Source organism: Pseudomonas lactucae, from assembly GCF_036688725.1.
GTDB classification, from domain to species: domain Bacteria; phylum Pseudomonadota; class Gammaproteobacteria; order Pseudomonadales; family Pseudomonadaceae; genus Aquipseudomonas; species Aquipseudomonas lactucae.
The window spans coordinates 70,207-96,329 of record NZ_JAQQPT010000001.1; the positions used below are offsets into that span (position 1 = coordinate 70,207).

At 62.1% G+C, this 26,123-nt stretch carries 28 protein-coding genes; 22 read left to right on the plus strand and 6 right to left on the minus strand.

Translation table 11 applies throughout. The annotated features are described in order from the left end of the window. Positions 1 to 86: 86 nt before the first annotated feature. The 12 genes from V6M90_RS00325 (at position 87) to ureC (ending at position 11,741) form a co-directional block, all read left to right on the plus strand. On the plus strand, positions 87 to 1,463 hold the full coding sequence (locus tag V6M90_RS00325) for a PepSY-associated TM helix domain-containing protein (RefSeq protein WP_141063013.1): 1,377 nt from the start codon (positions 87 to 89) through the stop codon (positions 1,461 to 1,463). 212 nt (positions 1,464 to 1,675) lie between these two features. Continuing rightward, positions 1,676 to 2,941 carry an urea ABC transporter substrate-binding protein gene (gene urtA / locus V6M90_RS00330; protein ID WP_003171445.1) on the plus strand — a complete coding sequence of 422 codons (1,266 nt, stop codon included), beginning with the start codon at positions 1,676 to 1,678 and terminating at the stop codon, positions 2,939 to 2,941. A 155-nt stretch (positions 2,942 to 3,096) separates the two neighbouring features. Then, positions 3,097 to 4,599 (plus strand): urea ABC transporter permease subunit UrtB, encoded by a 1,503-nt coding sequence (urtB, locus tag V6M90_RS00335; protein ID WP_332845931.1) that lies wholly within the window; start codon positions 3,097 to 3,099, stop codon positions 4,597 to 4,599. Continuing rightward, complete coding sequence (urtC, locus tag V6M90_RS00340) at positions 4,599 to 5,666, plus strand: urea ABC transporter permease subunit UrtC (protein ID WP_305428335.1); 1,068 nt, start codon at positions 4,599 to 4,601, stop codon at positions 5,664 to 5,666. The genes urtB and urtC overlap by 1 nt, the downstream gene beginning before the upstream one ends. Beyond that, entirely contained in the window at positions 5,663 to 6,496 is an 834-nt protein-coding gene (gene urtD, locus V6M90_RS00345; protein WP_176156592.1) for an urea ABC transporter ATP-binding protein UrtD, read from the plus strand. Before urtC ends, urtD begins: the two co-directional genes overlap by 4 nt. Positions 6,497 to 6,607: 111 nt before the next feature. After that, complete coding sequence (urtE, locus tag V6M90_RS00350) at positions 6,608 to 7,306, plus strand: urea ABC transporter ATP-binding subunit UrtE (protein WP_003171441.1); 699 nt, start codon at positions 6,608 to 6,610, stop codon at positions 7,304 to 7,306. A 31-nt stretch (positions 7,307 to 7,337) separates the two neighbouring features. Beyond that, complete coding sequence (locus V6M90_RS00355) at positions 7,338 to 8,177, plus strand: urease accessory protein UreD (RefSeq protein ID WP_332845932.1); 840 nt, start codon at positions 7,338 to 7,340, stop codon at positions 8,175 to 8,177. A gap of 81 nt (positions 8,178 to 8,258) precedes the next feature. Then, a complete protein-coding gene (gene ureA, locus V6M90_RS00360; protein WP_003171437.1) occupies positions 8,259 to 8,561 on the plus strand; it encodes an urease subunit gamma in 303 nt (100 codons plus the stop codon). A 9-nt stretch (positions 8,562 to 8,570) separates the two neighbouring features. Further along, positions 8,571 to 9,083 (plus strand): GNAT family N-acetyltransferase, encoded by a 513-nt coding sequence (locus V6M90_RS00365; protein ID WP_332845933.1) that lies wholly within the window; start codon positions 8,571 to 8,573, stop codon positions 9,081 to 9,083. Positions 9,084 to 9,088: 5 nt separating this feature from the next. Further along, positions 9,089 to 9,622: a GNAT family N-acetyltransferase gene (locus tag V6M90_RS00370; protein WP_332845934.1), complete on the plus strand. Its 534-nt coding sequence runs from the start codon at positions 9,089 to 9,091 to the stop codon at positions 9,620 to 9,622. Beyond that, on the plus strand, positions 9,619 to 9,924 hold the full coding sequence (locus tag V6M90_RS00375; RefSeq protein ID WP_003171432.1) for an urease subunit beta: 306 nt from the start codon (positions 9,619 to 9,621) through the stop codon (positions 9,922 to 9,924). The genes V6M90_RS00370 and V6M90_RS00375 overlap by 4 nt, the downstream gene beginning before the upstream one ends. A 116-nt stretch (positions 9,925 to 10,040) precedes the next feature. Continuing rightward, on the plus strand, positions 10,041 to 11,741 hold the full coding sequence (gene ureC / locus V6M90_RS00380) for an urease subunit alpha (protein WP_003171431.1): 1,701 nt from the start codon (positions 10,041 to 10,043) through the stop codon (positions 11,739 to 11,741). Between the two features lie 82 nt (positions 11,742 to 11,823). Here the strand turns inward: ureC and V6M90_RS00385 are convergent, their stop codons facing one another. Beyond that, positions 11,824 to 12,768, minus strand: a complete 945-nt coding sequence (locus tag V6M90_RS00385) for a DnaJ C-terminal domain-containing protein (protein WP_078823085.1) — start codon at positions 12,766 to 12,768, stop codon at positions 11,824 to 11,826. Between the two features lie 240 nt (positions 12,769 to 13,008). Between V6M90_RS00385 and V6M90_RS00390 the strand changes: the two genes are divergently transcribed. Together V6M90_RS00390 and V6M90_RS00395 are read left to right on the plus strand one after the other, a co-directional pair. Next, on the plus strand, positions 13,009 to 14,277 hold the full coding sequence (locus V6M90_RS00390) for an Hsp70 family protein (protein ID WP_003171428.1): 1,269 nt from the start codon (positions 13,009 to 13,011) through the stop codon (positions 14,275 to 14,277). A 458-nt stretch (positions 14,278 to 14,735) separates the two neighbouring features. Further along, positions 14,736 to 15,005: a hypothetical protein gene (locus V6M90_RS00395; RefSeq protein ID WP_198140471.1), complete on the plus strand. Its 270-nt coding sequence runs from the start codon at positions 14,736 to 14,738 to the stop codon at positions 15,003 to 15,005. Between the two features lie 42 nt (positions 15,006 to 15,047). Here V6M90_RS00395 and V6M90_RS00400 read toward each other — a convergent pair whose 3' ends face one another. Both V6M90_RS00400 and V6M90_RS00405 read right to left on the minus strand, forming a co-directional pair. After that, positions 15,048 to 16,061: an AI-2E family transporter gene (locus V6M90_RS00400; RefSeq protein ID WP_003171426.1), complete on the minus strand. Its 1,014-nt coding sequence runs from the start codon at positions 16,059 to 16,061 to the stop codon at positions 15,048 to 15,050. Positions 16,062 to 16,223: 162 nt separating this feature from the next. Further along, positions 16,224 to 16,523 (minus strand): PsiF family protein, encoded by a 300-nt coding sequence (locus V6M90_RS00405; protein ID WP_003171425.1) that lies wholly within the window; start codon positions 16,521 to 16,523, stop codon positions 16,224 to 16,226. Between the two features lie 119 nt (positions 16,524 to 16,642). Between V6M90_RS00405 and V6M90_RS00410 the strand changes: the two genes are divergently transcribed. Then, positions 16,643 to 17,539 (plus strand): DMT family transporter, encoded by an 897-nt coding sequence (locus V6M90_RS00410; RefSeq protein ID WP_141063018.1) that lies wholly within the window; start codon positions 16,643 to 16,645, stop codon positions 17,537 to 17,539. Positions 17,540 to 17,555: 16 nt separating this feature from the next. Here V6M90_RS00410 and V6M90_RS00415 read toward each other — a convergent pair whose 3' ends face one another. Next, positions 17,556 to 18,446 carry an esterase/lipase family protein gene (locus V6M90_RS00415; protein WP_332845935.1) on the minus strand — a complete coding sequence of 297 codons (891 nt, stop codon included), beginning with the start codon at positions 18,444 to 18,446 and terminating at the stop codon, positions 17,556 to 17,558. A gap of 176 nt (positions 18,447 to 18,622) precedes the next feature. Here V6M90_RS00415 and V6M90_RS00420 point away from each other — a divergent pair, with 176 nt between their 5' ends. Then, positions 18,623 to 19,153 (plus strand): ferritin-like domain-containing protein, encoded by a 531-nt coding sequence (locus tag V6M90_RS00420; protein ID WP_003171419.1) that lies wholly within the window; start codon positions 18,623 to 18,625, stop codon positions 19,151 to 19,153. A gap of 55 nt (positions 19,154 to 19,208) precedes the next feature. On the opposite strand, the gene V6M90_RS00425 is transcribed toward V6M90_RS00420, so the two are convergent. Continuing rightward, positions 19,209 to 21,278, minus strand: coding sequence for an AsmA family protein (locus V6M90_RS00425; RefSeq protein WP_332845936.1), 2,070 nt, complete (start codon positions 21,276 to 21,278; stop codon positions 19,209 to 19,211). A gap of 346 nt (positions 21,279 to 21,624) precedes the next feature. On the opposite strand from V6M90_RS00425, the gene V6M90_RS00430 reads away from it, so the two are divergent. Next, positions 21,625 to 22,113, plus strand: a complete 489-nt coding sequence (locus V6M90_RS00430; protein ID WP_305428331.1) for a hypothetical protein — start codon at positions 21,625 to 21,627, stop codon at positions 22,111 to 22,113. A 150-nt stretch (positions 22,114 to 22,263) separates the two neighbouring features. Further along, positions 22,264 to 22,896: a TetR family transcriptional regulator gene (locus V6M90_RS00435; protein WP_003171415.1), complete on the plus strand. Its 633-nt coding sequence runs from the start codon at positions 22,264 to 22,266 to the stop codon at positions 22,894 to 22,896. 4 nt (positions 22,897 to 22,900) lie between these two features. On the opposite strand, the gene V6M90_RS00440 is transcribed toward V6M90_RS00435, so the two are convergent. After that, positions 22,901 to 23,407: a C40 family peptidase gene (locus V6M90_RS00440; protein WP_003171414.1), complete on the minus strand. Its 507-nt coding sequence runs from the start codon at positions 23,405 to 23,407 to the stop codon at positions 22,901 to 22,903. A 275-nt stretch (positions 23,408 to 23,682) separates the two neighbouring features. Between V6M90_RS00440 and ureE the strand changes: the two genes are divergently transcribed. The 4 genes from ureE to V6M90_RS00460 are packed head-to-tail and all read left to right on the plus strand — an operon-like array spanning position 23,683 to position 26,084. Continuing rightward, positions 23,683 to 24,183, plus strand: coding sequence for an urease accessory protein UreE (gene ureE, locus V6M90_RS00445; RefSeq protein WP_332845937.1), 501 nt, complete (start codon positions 23,683 to 23,685; stop codon positions 24,181 to 24,183). Then, positions 24,180 to 24,854 (plus strand): urease accessory protein UreF, encoded by a 675-nt coding sequence (locus V6M90_RS00450; protein ID WP_141063021.1) that lies wholly within the window; start codon positions 24,180 to 24,182, stop codon positions 24,852 to 24,854. The genes ureE and V6M90_RS00450 overlap by 4 nt, the downstream gene beginning before the upstream one ends. Before the next feature lie 19 nt (positions 24,855 to 24,873). Next, complete coding sequence (ureG, locus tag V6M90_RS00455; RefSeq protein ID WP_017526387.1) at positions 24,874 to 25,488, plus strand: urease accessory protein UreG; 615 nt, start codon at positions 24,874 to 24,876, stop codon at positions 25,486 to 25,488. A 23-nt stretch (positions 25,489 to 25,511) separates the two neighbouring features. Continuing rightward, positions 25,512 to 26,084: a HupE/UreJ family protein gene (locus V6M90_RS00460; RefSeq protein ID WP_003171405.1), complete on the plus strand. Its 573-nt coding sequence runs from the start codon at positions 25,512 to 25,514 to the stop codon at positions 26,082 to 26,084. The last annotated feature ends 39 nt before the right edge of the window (positions 26,085 to 26,123 follow it).

Genomic DNA, 26,123 nt, shown 5'->3' on the forward strand with positions numbered 1-26,123 from the left:
GTGAACGCATTCAAATGTGGGAAGGGGCTTGCTCCCGATGGCGGCCTGAGTCACTACAAAAATTTAAGCTTTGCGGAGCATCCTTGATGAACAAGCAAAAAATCTCCTTCTACAACCTGGCCTGGCGCTGGCACTTCTACGCCGGCCTCTTCGTCGCCCCCTTCATGGTGCTGCTGGCAATCACCGGCATCATCTACCTGTTCAAACCGCAGCTCGACCCACTGATGTACGGCCACCTGCTGACCGTCCCCGCCGCCGAACACGCACTGAGCGCCGACGAACAACTGCAACGCGCCAAGGCGACCTACCCCCAAGGCGCAATCAGCAAATACCTGCCACCCGCCGACGCCACCAGCAGCGCGCAATTTGTGATGCACAACGGCGGCCGCGAAATCACGGTGTTCGTCGATCCCTACCGCGGCACCGTGCTCGGCGAGCAGGACGCGAAATACAACCTGCAAGCCATCGCCCGCGCACTGCACGGTGAGCTGATGATTGGCACCGTCGGCGACCGACTGGTGGAACTCGCCGCCGGTTGGGGCGTGATGCTCGTCGTGTCGGGCCTGTACCTGTGGTGGCCGCGCGGCAAGTCTTCGGGGGGGGTGTTGTGGCCACGTTTTAACAGCCGTGGCCGGCTGTTCTGGCGCGATATGCATGCCGTCGCCGGCTTCTGGGGCGCGGCGTTCTTGCTGGTGATGCTGCTCAGCGGCATGACCTGGACCGGCTTCTGGGGCAAGCAATACGCCGACCTGTGGAACCGCTTTCCGGCCGCCATGTGGAACGACGTGCCACAGTCCGATCAGCAGGCCCGCGTCCTCAACACCGCAACGCAACAGACCGTGCCCTGGGCCATGGAAAACACGCCGATGCCGATGTCCGGCGACCATGCCGAACACATGAACCACGGCGCGATGCACTCGGCCCCCGCCGCGCCCACCCTACGCCTGCAACAGGTGGTGGACCTGGCCACCGCCCGCAAGGTCGAGCCCGGCTACAGCATCACCTTCCCCACCACCGCCGACGGCGTATTCACCATTGCCGTGTTCGCCGACGACCCGCGCTTTGACGCCACCCTGCACGTGGACCAGTACACCGGCAAGGTCCTGGCCGACGTGCGCTGGGAACACTACAACCTCGTCGCCCGCGCCACCGAGACCGGCGTGATGCTGCACGAAGGCAAGATGTTCGGCTGGGTCAACCAGCTGATCGTGCTGCTGATCTGCCTGATGATCCTGCTCAGCGCGGTCAGTGGCGTGGTGATCTGGTGGAAGCGCCGGCCCAATGGCGGCCTGGGTGTGCCGCCGCTGCGCCATGACCTGCCAAAGTGGAAAACCGCGATGGTGATCATGCTCGGGTTGGCGATTGTGTTCCCCCTGGTCGGCGCCTCGCTGGTGTTGGTATGGGTCATGGACCGCCTGGTATTGGCGCGGTTGTTCAGCCAAAGGGATAGCACACCTGCTTAGCGTTCATCAGCGCCGCACCCTCCACGCACCGCGACGGTGCCGCCCACGCACCGCCGTGCATTTGTGGCGCCATTTCGGTGCTTGCTCGCATATCACCAGGCGCTCAAAGCGGCGCCGCACACGCCTGCCACGGAGCAGGCACAACCCTTGCAAACGCCCTGATCAACCTCGCGCTACTCAACAACAACACCGGGTTCACGGAGAACACACCAATGAAGCGTCGCAGCTTGATCAAGGCTTTCACCCTGTCGGCATCCATCGTCGCCATGGGCCTGACCTGGACCGTACAGGCCGCCGAGACCATCAAGGTCGGCATCCTGCACTCGTTGTCCGGCACCATGGCCATCTCCGAAACGTCCCTCAAGGACATGGCGTTGATGACCATCGACGAGATCAACGCCAAGGGCGGGGTGAATGGCAAGATGCTTGAACCGGTGGTGGTCGACCCGGCGTCCAACTGGCCGCTGTTCGCCGAAAAAGGCCGGCAGTTGCTGACCCAGGACAAGGTCGCCGTGGTGTTCGGCTGCTGGACCTCGGTGTCGCGCAAATCCGTGTTGCCGGTGTTCGAAGAACTCAACGGCCTGTTGTTCTACCCGGTGCAATACGAAGGCGAAGAGATGTCGCCGAACGTGTTCTACACCGGTGCGGCGCCGAACCAGCAGGCGATCCCGGCGGTGGAGTACCTGATGAGCGAAGAAGGCGGCGGCGCCAAGCGCTTCTTCCTGCTGGGCACTGACTATGTGTACCCACGCACCACCAACAAGATCCTGCGTTCGTTCCTGCATTCCAAAGGCGTGGCGGACAAAGACATCGAAGAGGTCTACACCCCGTTCGGCCATGCGGACTACCAGACCATCGTGGCCAACATCAAAAAGTTTTCCGCTGGCGGCAAGACCGCGGTGATCTCCACCGTGAACGGCGACTCCAACGTGCCGTTCTACAAAGAGCTGGCCAACCAGGGCCTGAAGGCCACCGACGTACCGGTGGTGGCGTTCTCCGTGGGCGAAGAAGAACTGCGCGGCATCGACACCAAACCGCTGGTGGGCAACCTCGCCGCGTGGAACTACTTCCAGTCGGTGGAGAACCCGGTGAACAAGAAATTCGTCGCCGACTGGAAAGCCTACGCCAAGCAACACAACCTGCCGGGCGCCGACAAAGCGGTGACCAACGACCCGATGGAAGCCACCTACGTGGGCATCCATATGTGGGCGCAGGCGGCGGAAAAAGCCAAGTCCACCGACGTCGACAAAGTGCGTGAAGCGCTGGCCGGCCAGACCTTCGCCGCGCCGTCGGGGTTCACCCTGACCATGGACAAGACCAATCACCACCTGCACAAGCCGGTGATGATCGGTGAAATCCAGGCCGACGGGCAGTTCTCGGTGGTGTGGCAGACCCAGGAGCCGATCCGCGCGCAGCCGTGGAGCCCGTACATTCCGGGGAATGACAAAAAGCCGGACTACGCGGTGAAGAGCAACTAAGTCTCACGACAGATCAAAAATGTGCGAGGGGGCTTGCCCCCGATAGCTGAGTGTCAGGCACTGCATGTGCTGACTGATGCACCGCCATCGGGGGCAAGTCGAATCGTCGCACCGCCCCTCCCACACTGTCCCCCGCAAGATCAGGACAACCTGTTATGCCCACTGCCCTGCACCGTTTCATCCTCACGGCCCTGCTATTGCTGCCTTTGGCGGTACATGCCGGCGACGCCGAAGACTTCCTGGCCGCCAACCCGACGCAACAAGCCAAGCTGCTCCAGGACTGGGCCGCCCAGCCCGACCCGGCGCGCATCGAGTTGGTGGACGCCCTGCAACAAGGTCAGCTCACGCTCAACGGTGAAACCAAGACCGTACGCCTGAACAACCGCCTGCGTGGCTTGATCGACAACGTACAAGCCAGCCAGCAATTGCTCGCCGCTGACCCCAAGGTGCGCCTGGCGGCTGCGCAAACCCTGCAAAAGAGCGCGCAACCGGCGCAACTTAAATTCCTCGACCAGCAAGTCGCCGCTGAAACCGATGAAGGCGTGCACACGGCCCTGAGCCTGGCCCTGGCCAACCTGCAACTGGTCGATCCCGACCCCGTGGTGCGCCTGGCCGCTGTACGCTTGCTCGGCAGCACCGGTGACCCGCTGGCGCGCACGCGCCTGGAAGCCCTGCTCGCCCCCGGTGTCGAAACCGATGCCGGCGTGCACACCGCCGCCGAGACCAGCCTGGCCCAGGTCAAACGCAAACTGATGCTGGGCGAGATCCTCGGCCAGGCCTTCAGCGGCATGTCGCTGGGTTCGATCCTGTTGCTCGCGGCGCTGGGGCTGGCGATCACCTTCGGCCTGCTCGGCGTGATCAATATGGCCCACGGCGAGATGCTGATGCTCGGCGCCTACTCGACCTATGTGGTGCAGTTGCTGATGCAGCGCTACGTACCCGCGACCATCGAGTTCTACCCGCTGATTGCGCTGCCGGTGGCGTTTTTTGTCACCGCCGCCATCGGCATGGCGCTGGAGCGCACGGTGATTCGTCACCTGTACGGCCGCCCCCTGGAAACCCTGCTGGCTACCTGGGGCATCAGCCTGATGCTGATCCAACTGGTGCGCCTGGTGTTCGGCGCACAGAACGTTGAAGTGGCCAACCCGCAATGGCTGTCCGGCGGCATCCAGGTGCTGCCCAACCTGGTGCTGCCGTACAACCGCATCGTGATCATCGCCTTCGCGCTGTTCGTGGTGGTGCTGACCTGGCTGCTGCTGAACAAGACGCGCCTGGGCCTCAACGTGCGCGCGGTCACGCAGAACCGCAACATGGCGGCCTGCTGCGGCGTGCCTACCGGGCGCGTGGACATGCTCGCCTTTGGCCTCGGCTCCGGCATCGCAGGCCTGGGCGGCGTGGCGCTGAGCCAGATCGGCAACGTCGGCCCGGACCTGGGCCAGAGCTACATCATCGACTCGTTCCTGGTGGTGGTGCTCGGCGGTGTCGGCCAGTTGGCCGGCAGCGTCACGGCGGCCTTCGGTCTGGGCATCGCCAACAAGATTCTTGAGCCGCAGATCGGTGCCGTGCTCGGCAAGATCCTGATCCTCGCGCTGATCATTCTGTTTATCCAGAAACGCCCGCAGGGACTCTTCGCACTGAAAGGACGGGTGATCGACTGATGAACCAGCCATTGATGCTTACGGCCGCGCGAAAGGCCGGCCCCAAGGCGACGATTGCCGTCGGCACGGTCATCCTGGCCCTGCTGCTGGCCTTGCCGTTGTGCTCGCTGCTGTCGCCGGAAAACCCGCTGCACGTATCAGCGTACACCCTGACATTGGTGGGCAAGATCCTCTGCTACGCCATCGTCGCGCTGGCCCTGGACCTGGTGTGGGGCTACGCCGGGATGCTGTCGCTCGGCCACGGTTTGTTTTTTGCCCTCGGCGGTTATGCGATGGGCATGTACCTGATGCGCCAGGCCGCTGGCAGTGAGCTGCCGGCGTTCATGACGTTTCTGTCGTGGACCGAACTGCCCTGGTATTGGGCCGGCACCGATCACTTCCTCTGGGCCTTGTGCCTGGTGGTCTTGGCGCCGGGGTTGCTGGCGTTGGTGTTCGGGTTCTTCGCCTTCCGCTCGCGGATCAAGGGCGTGTATTTCTCGATCATGACCCAGGCCCTGACCTTCGCCGGGATGCTGTTGTTCTTTCGCAACGAAACCGGCTTTGGCGGTAATAACGGCTTCACCAACTTTCGCAGCATCCTGGGCTTCGGCATCACCGAACCGGGCACCCGCGCGGTGCTGTTTACCGCCACGGTACTGCTGTTGGTGGCCAGCCTGTATATCGGCTGGCGCCTGGCGCAAAGCAAGTTCGGCCGCGTGCTGACCGCGCTGCGCGATGCCGAGAACCGCCTGATGTTCTGCGGCTACGACCCGCGTGGTTTCAAGCTGTTCGTGTGGGTGTTGAGCGCCGTGCTGTGCGGTTTGGCCGGGGCGTTGTATGTGCCGCAGGTGGGCATCATCAACCCCAGCGAGATGTCGCCGACCAACTCCATCGAAGCCGCCGTGTGGGTGGCCTTGGGCGGGCGCGGCACGCTGATCGGCCCGTTGCTCGGCGCCGGAGTGGTCAATGGCATGAAGAGCTGGTTCACCGTGGCCTTCCCGGAGTACTGGCTGTTCTTCCTCGGGGCGCTGTTCATCATCGTCACCCTGTACCTGCCCAAGGGCGTTATCGGCCTGCTGAAGAAATGAGGAACGTCATGCTTGAACCTATCTTCGATGCAGGCAGCGGCCGCGATGCGATCGGCATCGGCCAGGCCGCGGGCAAGGGCCTCAACACGCGTCACGGCACGATCCTGACCCTGGAAGACATCAGCGTCAGCTTCGACGGTTTCAAGGCGCTCAACGACCTCAACCTGTATATCGGCGTGGGTGAGTTGCGCTGCATCATCGGCCCCAACGGCGCGGGCAAGACCACGCTGATGGACGTGATCACCGGCAAGACCCGGCCCAGCCACGGCAATGCCTGGTTTGGCGAAACCCTGGACTTGACCGGCATGAGCGAAGTGCAGATCGCCCAGGCCGGCATCGGCCGCAAGTTCCAGAAACCCACGGTGTTCGAAGCCCTCAGCGTGTTCGAAAACCTGGAGCTGGCGCAGAAGACCGACAAGTCGGTATGGGCCAGCCTGCGTGCACGCCTGAGCGGCGAACAGAAAGACCGTATCGATGAAGTGCTCGACACCATCCGTCTTACCGCGTCGGTGCATCGCCCGGCCGGCCTGCTGTCCCACGGCCAGAAGCAGTTCCTGGAAATCGGCATGCTGCTGATGCAGGACCCGCAACTGTTGCTGCTGGACGAACCGGTGGCGGGCATGACCGACGCCGAAACCGAATTCACCGCCGAACTGTTCAAGCGCCTGGCGGGCAAGCATTCGTTGATGGTGGTGGAACACGACATGGGCTTTGTCGGCTCGATTGCCGACCATGTGACGGTGTTGCATCAGGGCAGCGTGCTGGCTGAAGGCTCGCTTGCGCAGGTGCAGGAAAACGAGCGCGTGATCGAGGTGTACCTCGGCCGCTGAATAAGCTTTATGTAGGCGCCGGCTTTTGTGGTGAGCGGGCTTGCCCCGCGCAGGGCAAGCCTGCTCACCACAAAAGCCTGGATACTTGCACGATTTGAGGAGGTTTTGAGAATGCTGCAAGTCGACAAGCTGCACCAATACTACGGCGGTAGTCACATCCTGCGCGGGCTGTCGTTTGACGCGAAGATTGGCGAAGTGACCTGCCTGCTCGGCCGTAACGGCGTGGGCAAGACCACCCTGCTCAAGTGCCTGATGGGTTTGCTGCCGGCCAAGGAAGGCGCGGTGAATTGGGAAGGTCGCGCCATCACCGGTTTCAAGCCGCACCAGCGCGTGCACGCGGGCATCGCCTACGTGCCCCAGGGCCGCGAGATTTTCGGGCGGCTGACGGTGGAAGAAAACCTGTTGATGGGCCTGTCGCGTTTCCCTGCCTCCGAAGCCAAGGAAGTGCCGGCGTTCATCTACGATCTGTTTCCGGTGTTGCTGCAGATGAAGCATCGGCGCGGCGGCGACTTGTCCGGCGGCCAGCAGCAACAGTTGGCCATCGGCCGCGCCTTGGCCAGCCGCCCACGCCTGTTGATCCTCGATGAACCCACCGAAGGCATCCAGCCCTCGGTGATCAAGGAAATCGGCGCGGTGATCAAGAAGCTCGCGGCACGCGGTGACATGGCGATTCTATTGGTGGAGCAGTTCTATGACTTCGCCGCCGAACTGGCCGACCAGTACCTGGTGATGTCGCGGGGTGAAATCGTGCAGCAGGGCCGTGGCGAAAATATGCACAGCGACGGTGTACGCGGCCTCGTAACGATCTAATCTGTAGCGTCCTGACGATAAGCCCATAACCATGAACCTGCCCGTTTCCCCTGCCCTGTTCACCCCCAGCTGGCACGCCGCGCTGGAACTCGGCTACGCACGTTTCGGCGACACCACGCGCCCGGTAATGCGCCGCCACCTCGGCCCGCTGCGCGTGCAAAAGCACCTGTACGCCGAAGGCCCCGAGGTGTGCCAGCACATCATCGTGCACCCACCCGGCGGCATTGCCGGCGGGGATCGCCTGGACATCAGCGCCGATGTCGCCGAGGGTGCCTGGGTCCAATTGACCAGCCCCGGCGCGGCCAAGTGGTACCGCGCCGGCGGCCCGGCGTATCAGCAACTCGAGCTGAGCGTCGCAGCGGGCGCCACGCTGGAGTGGCTACCCCAGGAAACCATCGTGTTCAGCGCCGCTCAAGCCGAACTCACCACACGCATCGACCTGCACGGCGACGCCCGCCTGTTCTACTGGGACGTGGTCGCCCTGGGTCGCCCAGCCAGTGGCGAGCGCTTCGACCTTGGCCATTTTCAATCCCATCTGGATATCCGCCGCGACGGCCAGTTGCTCTGGCACGAACGCCAGCGCATTGTCGGCGGCGACGGCTTGCTGGATTCGCCGATCGGCCTGGATGGGCAGCCGGTGTTTGCCACGCTATTGGTGACCGGCGAAATCGCCCCTGAATTGCTTGAAAAATGCCGCTCGCTGCCGAACACCGTGCGCGGCGATTTGACCCAACTGCCGGGCTTGCTGGTCGCGCGCTGCCTGGCCGGTGAAGCACTGCTGGCGCGGGGCTGGTTGATTGATTTATGGCGGCTGTTGCGGCCGGCAGTGTTAGGCCGGGAAGCTGTTTCACCACGAATCTGGAGCACATGAAGATCAAAATGTGGGAGGGGCAAGCCTCCTCCCACAGGGATCTCCATTGTATTTAAGAATGCATTTAAAGGACCTTGAACCATGGACCTCACCCCACGGGAAAAAGACAAACTGCTGATCTTCACCGCAGGCTTAGTCGCCGAGCGCCGCCTGGCGCGTGGTGTGAAGCTCAACTACCCGGAAACCATCGCCTACATCTCCGCGGCGCTGATGGAAGGCGCCCGCGATGGCCGCACGGTGGCCGACCTGATGCACTACGGCACCACCCTGCTCAGCCGCGAGCAGGTGATGGAAGGCATCCCGGAAATGATCCCGGACATCCAGGTGGAAGCCACCTTTCCCGACGGCACCAAGCTGGTCACCGTCCACCAACCGATTGCCTGAGGCCCGGCCATGATTCGTGATGCAACCGAAAAGGACCTTCCCGCCATTCGCGATATCTACAACGATGCGGTGCGCAACACCACGGCGATCTGGAACGAACAACCGGTGGACCTGGCCAACCGCCTGGCATGGTTCAACGCGCGCCAGGCCCTGGGCTACCCGATCCTGGTGGCGGTGGAAAACGATGCAGTCACCGGCTACGCCTCGTTCGGCGATTGGCGGCCCTTCGAAGGTTTTCGCTACAGCGTCGAGCACTCGGTGTACGTGCGCAATGACCAACGCGGCAAGGGCCTGGGCCCGCGCTTGATGCAGGTGTTGATCGAGCGCGCGCGCAGCGGCGGCAAATACGTGATGGTCGCCGCCATCGAAAGCGGCAACCAGGCCTCGATCCGCCTGCATGAGCGCCTGGGGTTCATCATCACCGGGCAGATGCCGCAAGTGGGCATCAAGTTCGGCCGCTGGCTGGACCTGACCTTTATGCAACTGGCCCTGAACCCGGGCGCCGAACCGCCCCAGGAGTAACAGCGATGAGCACTGCGCAACTGCGTCGAGTCAATGCCGAGAGCTTTGCCCATTACCGCCAGGGGTTGATCGAGCTGTTGCTGGACGCGGTCAAGCATGGCGCCTCGGTGGGTTTCATGGCCGACTTCGATGAAGCCCAGGCCCGCGCCTACTTGAGCGGCGTGCAGGCGAGTCTCGAAGACGCCAGCCTGTTGCTGTGGGTGGTGGTGCGTAACGAGCAGGTGCAGGCCAGCGTGCAATTGGCGCTGTGCCAGAAAGCCAATGGCCTGAACCGCGCCGAAGTGCAAAAACTGCTGGTGCACAGCAGCGCCCGTCGCCATGGCCTGGGCCAGCAATTGATGCACACCCTGGAACTCGCCGCGCGCCAGCACAAGCTCGGCCTGCTGTACCTGGACACCGAAGCCGGCTCCGGCGCCGAAGCTTTCTACCAGGCGCTGCGCTACACCAAGATCGGTGAACTGCCCGATTACTGCCAAAGCCCGGACGGGCGCTACAGCCCGACCGCCATCTACTTCAAGACCCTGGGGCAACCTGCATGATTCCTGGCGAATATCGGATCCAGCCTGGCGAGATCGAACTCAACGTCGGCCGCCGTACCCTCACCCTCAGCGTGGCCAACAGCGGCGACCGGCCGATCCAGGTGGGTTCGCATTACCATTTTTTCGAGACCAATGACGCACTGGAGTTTGACCGTGCCGCCAGCCGGGGCATGCGCCTGAATATTCCGGCGGGGACGGCGGTGCGGTTTGAGCCGGGGCAGGCGAGGACTGTCGAGCTCGTCGACCTGAGCGGGTTGCGGCGAGTTTATGGGTTTGCGGGAAGAGTCATGGGCGAGCTTTAGGTCGACTGCAAGCTATCAGCCGCAAGCTGCAAGAAAAAGCGGCTCGCGGCGCCCCATTTGCTTTTACTTGAAGCTTGCAGCTAATAACTTGCAGCTCATATCCGAGGACCGAGGTTATGAAAATCACCCGTCAGGCATATGCCGACATGTACGGCCCCACCGTCGGCGACAAGGTGCGCCTGGCCGACACCGAGCTGTTCGTCGAAGTCGAGCAGGACTTCACCGTCTACGGTGAAGAAGTCAAATTCGGCGGCGGCAAGGTGATCCGCGATGGCCAGGGCCAGAGCCAGTTGCTCGCCCACGAAGTGGTCGACACCCTGATCACCAACGCGCTGATCATCGACCATTGGGGCATCGTCAAGGCCGACGTCGGCTTGAAGAACGGGCGCATCCACGCGATCGGCAAGGCCGGCAACCCGGACATTCAACCGGGCGTGACCATGGCCATCGGCGCCAGCACCGAAGTGATTGCCGGTGAAGGCATGATCCTCACCGCCGGCGGCATCGACAGCCATGTGCATTTCATCTGCCCACAGCAGATCGAAGAAGCGCTGACCAGCGGCGTCACCACCATGATCGGCGGCGGCACCGGGCCCGCCACCGGCACCAACGCCACCACCTGCACCTCAGGCCCATGGCACCTGGCGCGCATGCTCCAGGCCAGCGATGCATTCGCGATGAACATCGGTTTTACCGGCAAAGGCAACGCCAGCCTGCCCGAGCCGTTGATCGAACAGGTCAAGGCCGGTGCCATTGGCCTGAAGCTGCATGAAGACTGGGGCACCACGCCGGCCAGCATCGACAACTGCCTGAGCGTCGCCGACGAATACGACGTGCAGGTTGCGATCCACAGCGACACGCTCAACGAGTCCGGTTTCGTCGAAACCACCCTCGCCGCGCTCAAGGGCCGCACCATCCACACCTACCATACCGAGGGCGCCGGTGGCGGCCACGCGCCGGACATCATCAAGGCCTGCGGCTTCCCCAATGTGCTGCCCAGCTCCACCAACCCGACGCGGCCGTTCACGCGCAACACCATCGACGAGCACCTGGACATGTTGATGGTCTGCCATCACCTGGACCCGAGCATCGCCGAGGACGTGGCCTTCGCCGAAAGCCGCATCCGCCGCGAGACCATCGCCGCCGAAGACATCCTGCACGACCTCGGCGCGTTCTCGATGATCAGCTCGGACAGCCAGGCCATGGGGCGCGTGGGCGAGGTGATCACGCGCACCTGGCAGACCGCCGACAAAATGAAGAAACAGCGCGGCGCCCTGCCCGGCGACGGCCCCGGCAATGACAATTTCCGCGCCAAGCGCTACATCGCCAAGTACACCATCAACCCGGCGATCACCCACGGTGTGAGCCATATCGTCGGCTCCATCGAAGTGGGCAAATGGGCCGACCTGGTGCTGTGGCGTCCGGCATTTTTCGGCATCAAGCCGACCCTGATCCTCAAGGGCGGCGCGATTGCTTCAAGCCTGATGGGCGACGCCAACGCCTCGATCCCGACGCCGCAACCGGTGCACTACCGCCCGATGTTCGCCAGCTTCGGCGGTTCGCTGCACGCCACCAGCCTGACCTTTATCAGCCAGGCCGCAGCGGACGCGGGCCTGCCCGAAGCCCTGGGTTTGAAAAAGCAGATCGCGGTGGTCAAAGGCTGTCGCGACGTGCAGAAAACCGACTTGATCCACAACGATTATTTACCGGATATCGAGGTGGACCCGCAGACGTATCAGGTCAAGGCCGACGGCGTGTTGCTGTGGTGCGAACCGGCCGAGGTATTGCCGATGGCGCAGCGGTACTTTTTGTTCTGACGAGGTGAATGAAGCTCAAAAGCTTATTCACCGCCCGTTTGCGGCAGGGCCTATCTGCCGCACGCGGGAGGCTGCCGGGCAATTAGTGGTTCCAGGCCTCGCGGGGATCGAACGCGGCCTTTTTGGCCAGTTCCTGCCACAGCGCCTTGACTTCTTCATCGCTGTTTTTCGGCATCACCGCCTTGAGCTGCACGAACAGAAACCCGCGCTCGCCTTGCTTGTTCAGCAAGCCGTGGCCCTTGGCGCGCATGCGTTGGCCGTTCTGGCTGCCGGCCGGCACTTTGAGGTTGATCTTGCCGGTCAGGGTCGGCACGGCCACTTCGGTGCCCAGGGCCAATTCCCAGGGTGCCAGCGGCAGGTTGATGATCAGGTTTTCGCCGTCCACTTCGAATTTTGGGTGCGGCGCAAACTTGATGATCAGGTACAGGTCGCCATTCGCGCCGCCACCGATGCCCGGTGCGCCCTGGGCCTTGAGGCGAATGCGTTCGCCGTCGGCCACGCCGGCGGGGATCTTCACGTTCAGGCTCTTGGTGGTGTTGCTGACATGCCGGCCCGAGGCATCGTATTGCGGCACCTGGAAGGTCACCTGCTTGGACTCGCTCGACAGCGTCTCTTCGAGAAACACCGACAGCTGCATCTCCACGTCCTGGCCTTTACGCCCGGCAGGACGGCGCTGACCGCCACCAAAGGCATCGCCGCGCGCACCGAAGATCGAGCTGAAGAAGTCCGAGAAATCCTCACCGCCGCCACCCCCACCAAAGCCGCCACGGCTCTGCCAGCCCGGTGGTCCCTGAAACGGCTGACCGTGCTGACCGTATTTGCGCAGTTCGTCGTACTCGGCGCGCTTGTCGGCGCTTTTAAGCGCTTCGTAGGCTTCGGACGCGTCCTTGAACTTGGCTTCGGCGTCTTTTTCCTTGCTGACATCCGGGTGATATTTGCGCGCCAACTTGCGGTAGGCCGCTTTGATTTCCTTGTCGTCGGCCGATGGCTCGACGCCAAGTATCTTGTAGTAATCTTTGAAATCCATCGGGGTTTCACCTTCCTTTATCAAGATCGCAGAGCCCTGGGCACAAGGTGCGATGGTTTGCACCTGTTGAGTCTTGTGGCCGGAGGGGATACGTCAAAGTGTTATCGGCGCTCGCCGTATGCACCAGATGTGGGGGCGAATCCTGCGCTTTCAAGCACGATTTAACGGATGGTCGGCCTACGCATCCGCCCTCGACTGACATACACTGCGCGGCCGTTTTTCGACCGGAACCCGATAGACATGAAAAACCCATCCCCGGCCCGTGCCTGCGGCATCGACTTCGGCACGTCCAACTCCACCGTCGGCTGGATCCGCCCCGGCCAGGAGACGCTTATTGCGTTGGAGGACGACAAGATCACCTTGCCGTCAGTGGTGTTCTTCAACTTCGAGGAGCGTCGCCCGGTGTACGGTCGCCTGGCGCTGCACGAGTACCTGGAAAACTACGAAGGCCGCTTGATGCGCTCGCTCAAGAGCCTGCTGGGTTCCAAGCTGATCAAGCACGACACCAGCGTACTGGGTACGGCGATGCCGTTCACCGACCTGCTGGCGTTGTTTATCGGCCAGCTCAAGAGCCGCGCCGAAGCCAACGCCGGCCGTGAGTTCGAGGAAGTGGTACTGGGCCGCCCGGTGTTTTTCGTCGATGACGACCCGATGGCCGACCAGGAAGCGGAAAACACCCTGGTCGACGTGGCGCGCAAGATCGGCTTCAAGGACATCTCGTTCCAGTACGAACCGATTGCCGCGGCGTTCGACTATGAGTCCACCATCGAAAAAGAAGAGCTGGTACTGATCGTCGACATCGGCGGCGGTACCTCCGACTTCTCGCTGGTGCGCCTGTCGCCGGACCGCCGTCACAACGACAACCGCCAGAGCGACATCCTCGCCACCGGCGGCGTACACATCGGCGGCACCGACTTCGATAAACAGCTCAGCCTGCAAGGCATGATGCCGCTGTTCGGCTACGGCAGCCGCATGAAAAGCGGCGCCTACATGCCCACCAGCCACCACATGAACCTGGCCACCTGGCACACCATCAACTCGGTGTACTCGCAAAAATCCCAGCTGGCCCTGGGCAGCATGCGCTACGACATCGAAGACACCGGCGGCATCGATCGCCTGTTCAAGCTGATCGAACAACGCGCCGGGCACTGGCTGGCCATGGAAGTTGAAGAAACCAAGATCCAGCTGACCCACGAAGACAATCGTCATGTGCCACTGGACCGTATCGAAAAAGGCCTGAGCGTGGATTTGAGCCGGGCGTTGTTCGAGTCGTCCATCGACGCCTTGCTCGAACGCGTGCGCAACAGCGTGACGCAGTTGCTCAACGACGCTTCGGTGAGCGTGGCGCAGGTGGACACGGTGTTCTTTACCGGCGGCTCCAGCGGCATCCCGGCGCTGCGTCATAGCATCGCGGCGATGCTGCCGAATGCGCGGCATGTGGAAGGGAATATCTTTGGCAGTATTGGTAGCGGGTTGGCGATTGAAGCGAGCAAGCGGTACGGCTGCTGACGTCCAAACACCATAAATCAAATGTGGGAGCTGGCTTGCCTGCTCCCACATTTTTGACGTATGTACACCAAATCCTGAGTCACCACCGTTCCCCCTTTGTGGCGAGGGAGCTTGCTCCCGTTGGGCTGCGCAGCAGCCCCAAAACCTGCCTGCACAGAACTTACTTTGGAATGTTGTAACCAACACGCCCTGCGCCTTGCACGATTTCCATGATGAAGCTTATAGTCCGGTCGTCGCCCTCATGGCGACCAGGTTTGGCGACCTGCATCCACGTTCAAAAATGCCTGCTTCGTTGGCAGGCGTTTTTGTACCCGCAAAGCCGTATTTATGGCGGCTGTGCGCGGGAGACCTTCGGGTCTGCCGTCCCCGTGGACCGGTTCGCCAACCTGCGTACAGCTGCCACCCTATTGTTTGGCGACAATGAGTGGGGGCTCCTCTTAGTCCACGGAGTTTCACGTATGAATCGCTACATGCCCCTAACCGGCCACGACTGCACCATCCCCGCTCTAACCATCGACACCCAAGCCCCAGTCGATGTCCTTCTCGACGCCGCTGCCTACCGCATTCGTGCGGTAACTCAATTGCTGGAAAACATCGCCTTTAGAGAAGAACTCAGCAGTGATGCCGTCGTGCTCCACGACTTCGCACAACTGCTGGCCATTCCCTTGCGGGATGGGTGCGATTTGATGGATGTGATTGGCCGCAAGCTAAGTTCGCAAGCGGCCTAAGCGCAAACAGGGTGGCTTTTCAGCCGCCCTGCCTGAACACGATCAAACCATCCCACCCAGCTTCAACTCACTCTTCAAATACGCATAATAAATCGGCCCAGCCACCACCCCCGGCAGGCCGAATGCGGCTTCGAACACCAGCATCGCCAACAACAACTCCCACGACTTGGCACTGATCTGCCCGCCGACAATGCGTGCGTTGAGGAAGTACTCGACTTTGTGGATCACGATCAAATACCCCAATGCCGCCACCGCCACCCAGATCGACAGCGACAGCGCGACGATGGTGATGAGGGTGTTGGACATCAGGTTGCCGATCACCGGCAGCAGGCCGAGCAGGAAGGTCAGTACGATCAGGGTTTTGGTCAGGGGCAGGTGGATGCCGCACAGCGGCAGCACCACGGCGAGGAATATCGCAGTGAATGCGGTGTTGAGCGCGGCGATCTTGATTTGCGCGAAGACGATGTTGCGAAAGGCCTGGACCAGCAGGTGCAGACGGTCGAACAGCGCGGCGGCCAGGGGCTTGCGTTTTGTCAGGTCGGGGATGCGTTGCAGGGCGATGATCGCACCGAGCACCATGCCGATCAGCAGGGTGACGAACATGTGCGCGGCGTCTTTGCCGACCAATTGCAGTTCACTCAGGTGCTTGCTCAGCCACTCGCCGATGGCCACGCGAAATTCCGCGGCACTGGCGGGCAGGTAGGCGTCGAGGAACGGCGGCAACTGGCCGCGGGCGCGGTCGACCACACCCATGAACTTATCGAGGGAGGCGCCAGGGTTTTCCGCTTCGTGGAGCAGGAAGCTGATGGCACCGGCGAAGATCAGGGCCAGCACACTGACAATCAGGGTACCGAGCAACGCCACCGCCAGCCAGCGCGCGCGGCGGCCTTCGATCAGCCGTTGCAGTTGGGGGGTGAGCATGTTGACCAGTTCATAGACCAACAGGCCGGCCAACAGGCTGGGCAGTAGTTTGAGCGGCAGGACCAGCAGCAATCCGCCGAAAATAATGATGTAGCTGGCCAGCAACAACACATGACGCTGAGGAAACGTTGGCATACAGCCTCAAAACGAACGGCGTTAAAGGATGGGCAGTCTGCCAGCGTTCCAGAAATCAAGCGAGAGCTGAAGGTGCGAATGCGATCAAGTGTGGGAGGGGAGGGGCGGTGCGACGATTCGACTTGCTCCCACACTTGTTTTCCAGCGCCTGCTAAATCGGGGTCAGCCCTTGAGGCAGGTGCTCATGAATGTCTTGCGCGCATCGCCGGCCAACGCCTTGGTTTTCGCCGACGCGTTGCAATCCTTCATTTTCTGCTGCTGCGGCGTCAGGGTCTTGGCGTCATTGGCCGCCGGGGCCGACAGGCAGGTCTTCATGAAGGCCTTGCGCTCGTCGCCTTTGAGCGTCTTGGTGGTGGCTTCGGCATTACAGGTGGTCATTTTGTTTTGCTGGGCGGTGGCGGCGAAGCCTTGGGAACACAGCAACAGGCCCATCATCAACAACGGTATACGCAGCATCTTCATGGAGTTTTCTCCCGGTTACCACGCCGAGGGGCGTGGCCTTTCGAGAGTGTAGCCAAATCCTGTTACACCTTCCCGCGAAGAGAGGATAATCCCCGCTCATTCCTCTGTATGGCGATGTCATGCAATACGCGTATCCCTTGCTGGCCATTTTTATCTGGGCCGGCAACACCGTGGTCAACAAACTGGCCGTGGGCTCGATCTTCCCCTCGGAGATCGGTTTTTATCGCTGGCTGCTGGCAGCATTGCTGTTCACGCCATTCATGCTCAAGCCGGTGATCGCCCATTGGGCGCAGATTCGCCCGAACCTGGGCAGGATCGTCATCCTCGGCGTGTTGGGCATGGCCGTTTACCAAAGCCTGGCGTATTACGCCGCGTCGCTGACCAGCGCCACCAACATGGGCATCATCCTGTCATTGATGCCGTTGATGGCGCTGACGTCGGCGATCATCAGCCTCGGCCAGCGCCTGACCTTCGGCGCCCTCACCGGTGCCGTGCTGTCGTTTGCCGGCGTGACCGTGGTGGTGTCAGCCGGCAGCCTGGGCGGGTTGCTGCAACATGGGGTGAACCTGGGTGACGGCATGATGCTGGTGGCAACCCTCGCCTACGCGGTCTACAGCACCCTGCTGAAAAAATGGCAACTGCGCCTGCCGCCGCTGGTGTTGCTGTATCTGCAGATACTGGTGGCGGTGGTGGTGCTGTTTCCGCTGTTCCTGTTTTCGGCCAAAGCCGGTCTGGGCTGGGCGAATATCCCGCTGGTGCTGTACGCCTGCCTGCTGGCCTCGATGCTCGCGCCGTTGGCCTGGATGCATTCGGTGAAGACGTTGGGACCAAGCCGCACCACATTGTTTTTCAACTTGCTACCGTTGATAACCGCACTGATTGCGGCGGTCGTGTTGAAAGAAGCGTTAGCGTTGTATCACCTGGTGGGCGGTTTGCTGACCCTGGGCGGGGTGATTCTGTCGGAGCGCTGGACGACGCCGGTTGGCCGCAAGGTCAGGCGTGCCTGCGATGAATGATGACACGGTGTTCCTGCTACACCCCGGCGGCCTTTAACCTCTGCGCATGCTCCACAAACAGGCGAATCGGCTCGGCGCCCTTGCCCACCAGCCCCAAGGACTGGTTGACGATATCGAAATGGTCCAGCGCATAGTCATCACCAATCACCCGCCCCAGGTGTGAGCTGTAGCGCCCGACCATGCCGTCGCACTGGCCTTTTTCGCGCACAAAACTGCGCGCGAACAAACGGCAGCTGCGGTTGGTCCCGTCGAACAGGTTGCGGCCACGGTCGGTGATGCCCGGCTGCAACGTGCCGGACCAGGAGTAATAGCGCACGCCATTGACCAGCTCGGCGCCCTGCCCGCCCCACGTCTCGGGCAAGCCCTGGGGGTACTGGCGATTGAACAGCGCCACGCCTTCGCGCGTCAGCGACAGGTGCGAGGCGCGCAGGTCAGCCTTGAAACGCGGCCCCCGATAGCCGGTTTCCAGCACGCCCATCACCCAGGCGACCAGATGAAACAGCGCGCTCATGAGGCGACCCTTGGCGCCGTCGACGGGGTAATGGGCATGGATATGGTCCGCCAACTCAGAACCGTGGTTGGGTCCGGCCACCGACGTCACCGACGCCACCCACTCCGGGCGTCTGGCCGCCGCGTAACGCGCGGTGAGCGCGCCCTGGCTATGCCCGATCAGGTTGACCTTGTCGGCGCCGGTCTCAAGGCGAATGCGCTCGATCTGCACCAATAACTGCTCACCGCGCACTTCGCTGGAATCCAGCGGCGCCACCTGCACGGGAAACACTTGCGCCCCACCCGCTCGCAGCGCCGGGACAATGCCGTACCAATAGGGAAACCACCCCAGGCGCACGAAGCCGAGCATGCCGGGCACCAGCACCAGGGGATAACGCGTGGCTGACGACTGCGCCATGAAGCGAACGTCCTTGATCACAAAAGGATGAGTGCAGCGTAGCCGCCGCGCACGACGCGCTTATGACACATGCGGCTAAATCCAATAAAACTTTTTGCTGTGCGCAAGACTCACAACCTGGAGCGATCACGCCGGCAGAGCGTGGCGTAAAACCGGATTAGCCCCAGGAGATTGAAATGACTCAAGCCCAATTGACCGACGTTGCTACCCTGCGCAGCCGCGCCCGCCAGAACGTCGAAAATGGCGCCGTGACCGAAGGTTACGACGCCGACCGCCAGGAAATCATCCGCTTGCTCAACGAGTCGCTGGCCACCGAGCTGGTCTGCGTGCTGCGCTACAAGCGTCACTACTTCATGGCCAACGGCCTCAAGGCCGGCATCGCCGCAGATGAGTTCCTGGAACACGCGACCCAGGAAGCCGAGCACGCCGACAAACTGGCCGAGCGCATCGTGCAACTGGGCGGTGAACCGGAATTCAACCCCGACCTGCTGTCGAAGAACTCCCACGCGCAGTACGTCGCGGGCAATACCTTGAAGGAAATGGTCTACGAAGACCTGGTGGCCGAGCGCATCGCGGTGGACAGCTACCGCGAGATCATCCAGTACATCGGTGACAAAGACCCGACCACCCGTCGCATCTTCGAAGACATCCTGGCCCAGGAAGAAGAACACGCCGATGACATGGCGGACATCCTGCAGGATCTGTAACTCCTGAGGTGGGAGGGGCCTTGCCCCTCCCACAGTTGAATCTGTGTTTCGTCAGTCAGCCCTTCACGGTTTTCGGCGCCTTGCCTTCCTTCATCTGTTGCAGCAGCGGCGCGCATTCGTTGGGCTCTCCACCGCTGGGCGCGACCAGTGCAAGCAAGCCAGCGGCAGGCCCGGCAATCACGCCCAGCGCCACCATGCCTGCGCCTCGCAGCGCCAATGGAATGGCTTTGACCCCGGCATTGGGCTTGATGAACGGCCCGTTCACGTACAGCGGCGAGCGCAGCGAAAACAGGCGAAAGCCCTTGGACTCGGGGTTAATGGTCAGGTCCAGTTGCTCGGTGGCCAGGTTCGCCGTGCCATCGATGTAGATGATGGCGTTCTCGGTATCGAACACAAACAGCCGCGTGGTTGCCAGGCCGGTCTTGATGCCGAAGTCCGCGGCGGCGCAGTTGATCTTCACTTCCTTGTCGCCGAACAGGCGGCCCACCACGTAGTTGCCCACGTTGAGACCGGCGATTTCCATCAGCCCCCGGCTTATCGCGCCGTCGTTGATCAGCATCTTCAGGTCACCGTTGGAGCTGCCCAGCAGCGCCGCGACGGAGTTGCCGCGCCCGGCAATATCGGCGTCGCCGTTGAGTTCACCGAAGCTGGTCTTCATGGGCTCGAAGGTCGGGAACAGTTGCTTGAGCTTGAAGTTACGCGCGGTGAGTTTGGCGCGGCCCTCCATCGGTGTGATGCGGCCGTTCAAGCGAATCTGCGCATCGAGCTTGCCACCGGCCACGCCGAAGCGCAGGGGCACAAGGCTCAGCTCACCGTCGTTGAGCACCAAGTGCGTGTAGAGATCGGTGAAGGGCAAGTCGGCGCTGTGCACAATGCGCTTGCCGGTGAATTCCACGTCGGCATCCATGTCACGCCAACGCTCGGTGCGGAACTCTTCCACCGGCAGTACTTTGGTCGCCGGTTGTTTGCTTGCTCCGCCACGGGCCTTTTGCTTGGCGTTGGAATCGGCACCGATCAGGGGCGCAAGGTCAGCCATCAGCAACTGGTTGGACACCAGCGCGCCGCTGAGTTTGGGCCGTGGCTGGCTGGCGACATAGGCGAGGTTGCCGTGGATGTCGCTGTTGCCGATCTTGCCGTTGAAATTCTCATAGCGAAATGACGCGCCATCGGCTTCGTGCAATTTGGCGATCAGGTGACCATCGGTGGAATACGCCGGCGAATCCGGCAGGGTCACGCCGGTCAGCGGGTACAGGTTGCCCAGGCTTGCGCCTGCCAGTTTCAGGCGCAGGTCAAGGGCGCCAAGGTTGCGGGGGTCGGTCAGGGTGCCGGCCAGAGCGATGCGGGTGTCAGCGATGTTCACCTGGGCCTGCAGCGGGAATGGCTTGGCCGCGTCCTGCAGGGCCAGCAGGCCGCCGATCTTGCCGGCGCCGTCGAGTTTCTGGCCGTGGTACTGGCCTTTGACCTTGAGACCAAACGCGTAGTCCTGCGGCGCGGCGCCTTTTTCCAAGGCCTTTTTGGCATCGGCGTCGCCGACGATCTCACCGAAGGGGATGGGTTTGCCCAACGGGTCGACGATCACATCGAGTTGGGTCTTGAGGGTTTGGTCGTCGAGCGTCACATGCCCCTTGTCGAAGCCGATGGCACCAATGTCCACCACCCAGCTGGAAGGCTCGGCGCCCGGGTCCTTGGGATCGAACTCAAAGGTCCAGTTGGCGCGGCCGTCGGCCAGGCGCTGCAACTCGGCGCTCGGCTCGGTGAGGTCGATACGCGGGATGACAACGCGCTGCACCAGCAGGGCCAGGGGTGAAATACGCAGTTCGACTTTCTTGAGCGTGACCATCTGCGGTTTTTTCGACCAGTCGGGGTTGCCCAGGGTCAGGTCTTGCGCAATCACGTGAGGCCACGGCACCCAGGCGCGCCAGCCGCCTTCATCGGGCTCGCGCCGCCACACCACGGCGAGGTCGCCATTGATAGCGAACGGACGATGCAGCTCTTCGGAGACTTTGGCGTTGAGGGGCGGCTTGATGCGATTCCAATCAAAAAACACCAGGAACAACACGGCGACAGCGATTAACAGAACGAAGCTGGCGCAGATCCAGGCAACGATTTTACGGGTGCGCGTCATTGCACAAAGCTCCTCAACACGGCTAGCAGAACGACTGTTCATAAGGGTACGACTGGCAAACCGCCTGGGGGTTTAGCCCTGCGGTCAATTTAATCGCAAAAAGCCATTTTCCTGATCGACCAGACACATTCAATCATCAACGGCGCACCATTGTTACCCGGGCGCGTTTCGAAAATACCCACCCCGGTGCAAAACCGCGTGCTTGAGAGGCGCGTGCTAGAGCCTCCGGCGGGAACAATCAATTCTGTTGATTATTACCATTGTGTTTATGAACTTTTATATCGACTTATCGAGAGTAGCATTAGCCCCGTACCCACTTTATCGCCCTCCCAAGGAGCAACCCATCATGAAACGCCAAGTACTCGCTACCGTTCTACTGTCCATCCTGGCTTCCAGTGCCTTTGCCCTGCCAGCCGCCGAACAAGTCACCCCACAAGTCAAAGCCGACGCCGCGCACTTCAACCAGACCCTGGCTCGCAGCGGCTCGCAAGAAGATGAGAACCGTGACTACGCCAAAGGCGCCGTCGCTGAAAGTGGTTCGGACCGCGCCAACAAACGTGCTTATGCCGAAGGCGTGACCGAAAACGGCCGTAACCGCCTGGAACAGAAAGGCCTGGTTGAAGGTGGCGCTGATCGCCTGCAAGAACGCAACACTGTCGCCGAGGGTGGTGCCGACCGCCTGCAAGAACGCAACACTGTCGCCGAAGGGGGGGCCGACCGTCTGCAAGAACGCAACACTGTCGCCGAAGGGGGTGCCGATCGTCTGCTGGAACGCAATGCCGTTGCCGAAGGTGGTGCCGACCGCCTGGAAGAAATGCATCAAGCACAGAGCTAACCCTGTGGTGGCCCAGAAAAAAGCCCGATCAGTCGATCGGGCTTTTGACTTTTTGCAGTAAGCGTCACGTCTCCACCCGCCAAGTTCGACGCCAGCGAAGCGGTTTTGCTAGAGTGCGTCGCTGTACTTGACCACAAAGCTCGCCCGCCCATGCTGCCCCGCGCCGAACAAAAGCAACAGACCCGCCTCGCCCTGATGGACGCAGCCCGCCATTTGATGGAGTGTGGCCGTGGGTTTGGCAGCTTGAGCCTGCGTGAAGTGGCGAAGACGGCCGGCATCGTTCCCACCGGGTTTTACCGACACTTTGCCGATATGGACCAGCTTGGCCTGGTATTGGTGAGTGAGGTCGGGCAGACCTTCCGCGCCACGATTCGCCTGGTGCGCCACAACGAATTCGTGATGGGCGGCATTATCGACGCCTCGGTGCGGATCTTTCTCGATGTGGTGTCGGCCAACCGCTCCCAGTTCCTGTTCCTGGCCCGCGAGCAATACGGCGGCTGCCTGGCCGTGCGCCAGGCCATCGCCGCCCTGCGCGAGGACATCACCCGCGACCTCGCCGCCGACCTGACGTTGATGCCCAAGCTGCAGCACCTGAATGCCGACGGCCTGCACGTGATGGCCGACCTGATCGTCAAAAGCGTGTTCGCCACCCTCCCCGACATCATCGACCCACCGCCTCACGCCCTGCCTGCCCACCTCACGCCCCAGGCAAAAATCACCCAGCAACTGCGGTTTATCTTCATCGGCCTCAAGCATTGGCAGGGCCTGGGCAGCACCGAATAGTCGATCAGCCCTGCGTATGAAAACGCTTGGCGGTGGTGTAGTGCTTGTTCCAGTAACTATTGCTCAGTGAATCGATACGCACGTTTTTGCCGGTACGCGGCGAATGGATGAATTTACCCTCGCCAATATAAAGGCCGACATGGCTGACCTGACCGCGTCCGTTCCCCTTGAAAAACACCGCATCGCCGGGCTTGAGCGCGCTGCGCTTGATGGTGGCGGCCGTTGACCGGTGCATTGCCGCCGTGGTTCGCGGGATTTTGATATTGGCCTGGGTCTTGAACAGGTAGACCAGCAAGCTGCTGCAATCGAACCCTTGCTCCACCGAATTGCCGCCCCACTTGTAAGGCGTGCCCAGCAACTCGTGCGCGCGGTCGATCACGTCGTCGATGGAAGACGACGGCAGGCTGTGCAGCGAGGAGCCGAAGTCGGCGCGAGGTTGATAGGTAGCCGACGCCGAGGTAACGACGAAAGACAGGCTGGCCAGGATGAGATAGAGAAATGACTTGATCATGATGAACGTCGCAGTGGGTTAAACACGGCGCACAGACTAATGATCGGCTGGGCAAGGGTTTGAACGCGAAATCCTGAGTAGGTGTAGGAAATATCCGAAACGCCCACAGGGAGTGCATCGCAGGCCTTGGCGCACCAATCTGGTTCACGCCAGAAATTTCCCGCGCCCTGTTTGGTGGCATCAACGCGCTTATCCACAGGCGTTTGCGGTACCCCGGCACGGTTGGCAAGCCCCTTGCTCTAGCTGTTTCATCGCTCATAGCTGGAAGCTTCCTGATGCTGGTGATCCACCGCCGAATCGCCCCCCAACCCCTCTGGGCCGCTGAGTTGCTGCTGAATTTCGAGGCCCGCAGCAAAAGCCGCCTGCGCTGTTTCAGTGCCGACGGTGAAGACGTCGGTCTGTTCCTGGAACGCGGTCAGCCACCGCTGCATGATGGTGAATTCCTACAAGCTGAAGACGGACGTGTCGTACGCGTGTGCGCCCGGCCTGAACAACTGCTGCACGTCACCTGCGCCAACGCCTTTGAACTGACCCGTGCGGCCTATCACTTGGGCAACCGCCATGTGGCGTTGCAGGTCGGGGATGGCTGGTTGCGCCTGCTTGATGATTACGTGCTCAAAGCCATGCTCGAACAGCTGGGCGCCCATACCGAAACCCTCGAAGCGCCATTCCAGCCGGAACACGGCGCCTATGGCGGCGGTCATCATCATTCGCGCCATGGCGATGAAGACTTCAACTATCCGCCCAAGCTGCATCAGTTCGGCGTGCGGGTATGAACCCAGCCTGGGCGCTGCTGCGTCTGGCCAGCCCGCAATTGCCGATTGGCGGCTACAGCTATTCCCAGGGCCTGGAAATGGCGGTGGACGATGGCCGCGTGAATGATGCGGCCAGTGCCCGCCGCTGGATCAGCGACCAGCTGCTGCTCAACCTTGCGCGTTTCGAGGCGCCGTTGTTGCTTGCCCATTGTCGCGCCGCGGCGGAGCAGGATTGGCCGGCGCTGGCGCAACTGTGCCAAGCGCATCAAGCCAGCCGCGAAACCCGCGAGCTGTATCAGGAGAGCCGCCAGATGGGCTATTCCCTGCAGCAGTTGCTCAATGGTTTGCCGGAACTGGACGACGCAGCCCGCAGCTTTCTTGAACAACGCCATGAGCCGCATCTCGCCTTGGGCTGGGCCCTGGCCGCGCGTGCCTGGGCCATCAGTCCCGATGACGCCCTCGCCGCCTGGTTGTGGAGCTGGCTGGAAAACCAATTGGCCGTGCTGATGAAAACCCTGCCCCTGGGCCAGCAGGCCGCCCAGCGGCTGACCAGCGAACTGCTGCCGCTGCTGCAACAAGCCCAGCAGGATGCCGCTCGCATCGACCCTCAGCATCTGGGCAGCGCCGCTTTCGGTCTGTCCCTGGCGTGCATGGCCCATGAGCGCCAGTACAGCCGCCTGTTCCGTTCCTAAGACCTTTTTGGAGAAGCACATGAACACACAACCTCTGCGCGTCGGCATCGGCGGCCCGGTCGGCTCCGGCAAGACCGCACTGACCCTGGCCCTGTGCCTGGCCTTGCGCGACCGCTACAACCTGGCGGTGGTGACCAACGACATCTATACCCGCGAAGACGCCGACTTTCTGGTACGCAACGAGGCCCTGGCGCCGGAGCGCATCATCGGCGTGGAAACCGGCGGCTGCCCGCACACAGCGATCCGTGAAGACGCCTCGATCAACCTGGAGGCGGTGGACCAGCTCAACCGCCGCTTCCCCGGCCTGGACCTGATCCTGGTGGAGTCTGGTGGTGACAACCTGTCGGCGACCTTCAGCCCGGAACTGTCCGACCTGACCATCTATGTGATCGATGTGTCGGCCGGTGACAAGCTACCGCGCAAGGGCGGCCCGGGAATCTGCAAATCCGACCTGCTGGTGATCAACAAGATCGACCTCGCGCCGTTGGTCGGCGCCTCGCTGGAACTGATGAACAGCGACACCCAGCGCATGCGCAACGGCAAACCCTTTGTGTTCAGTAACCAGAAAACCGGCGTAGGACTGGATGACATCGTCGCCTTTATCGAACGCCAGGGCTTGCTGACCGCCGCATAAATCAACCCATAAGGAATCTGCTCATGAGCCTCAAAAAACTCTTCGCAGCCGCTGCCTTGCTGCTCACCCCGGCCCTGGCCTTCGCTCATCCGGGCCACGGCGACAACGGCCTGGTGGCCGGTATCAGCCATCCACTGGGCGGCATCGACCATTTGCTGGCCATGCTCGCGGTCGGCCTGTGGGCGGCGCAGCAAAAAGGCGCTGCCCGCTGGGTGCTGCCGTGTACCTTTGTCGGCACCCTGCTGATCGGCGGCATGCTGGGCTTTGAAGGCCTGGCGTTGCCGGCGCTGGAAAGCGGGATTGCCGCCTCGGTGCTGGCCCTGGGCCTGGCCGTGGCGCTGGCGGTGCGCCCGCCATTGTTCATGGCGGTGGGCGCGACGGCGTTGTTTGCGCTGTTCCACGGTGTGGCGCATGGCTTGGAGCTGCCGGACATGACCAGCCCTTGGACGTATGCGGCGGGGTTTGTCGGTGCGACTGCGGTATTGCACGCGGCGGGTTATGCGCTGGTGCGTTGGCTGCCGGCGGCTGCGGCGCCGCTGGTGCGGGTGGCTGGGGCGGCTTCGGCGGTGACTGGGGCTTGGTTGCTGGCGGGCTGATTCGCGGCGCAGTGGAGGGCCTCATCGGGGGCAAGCCCC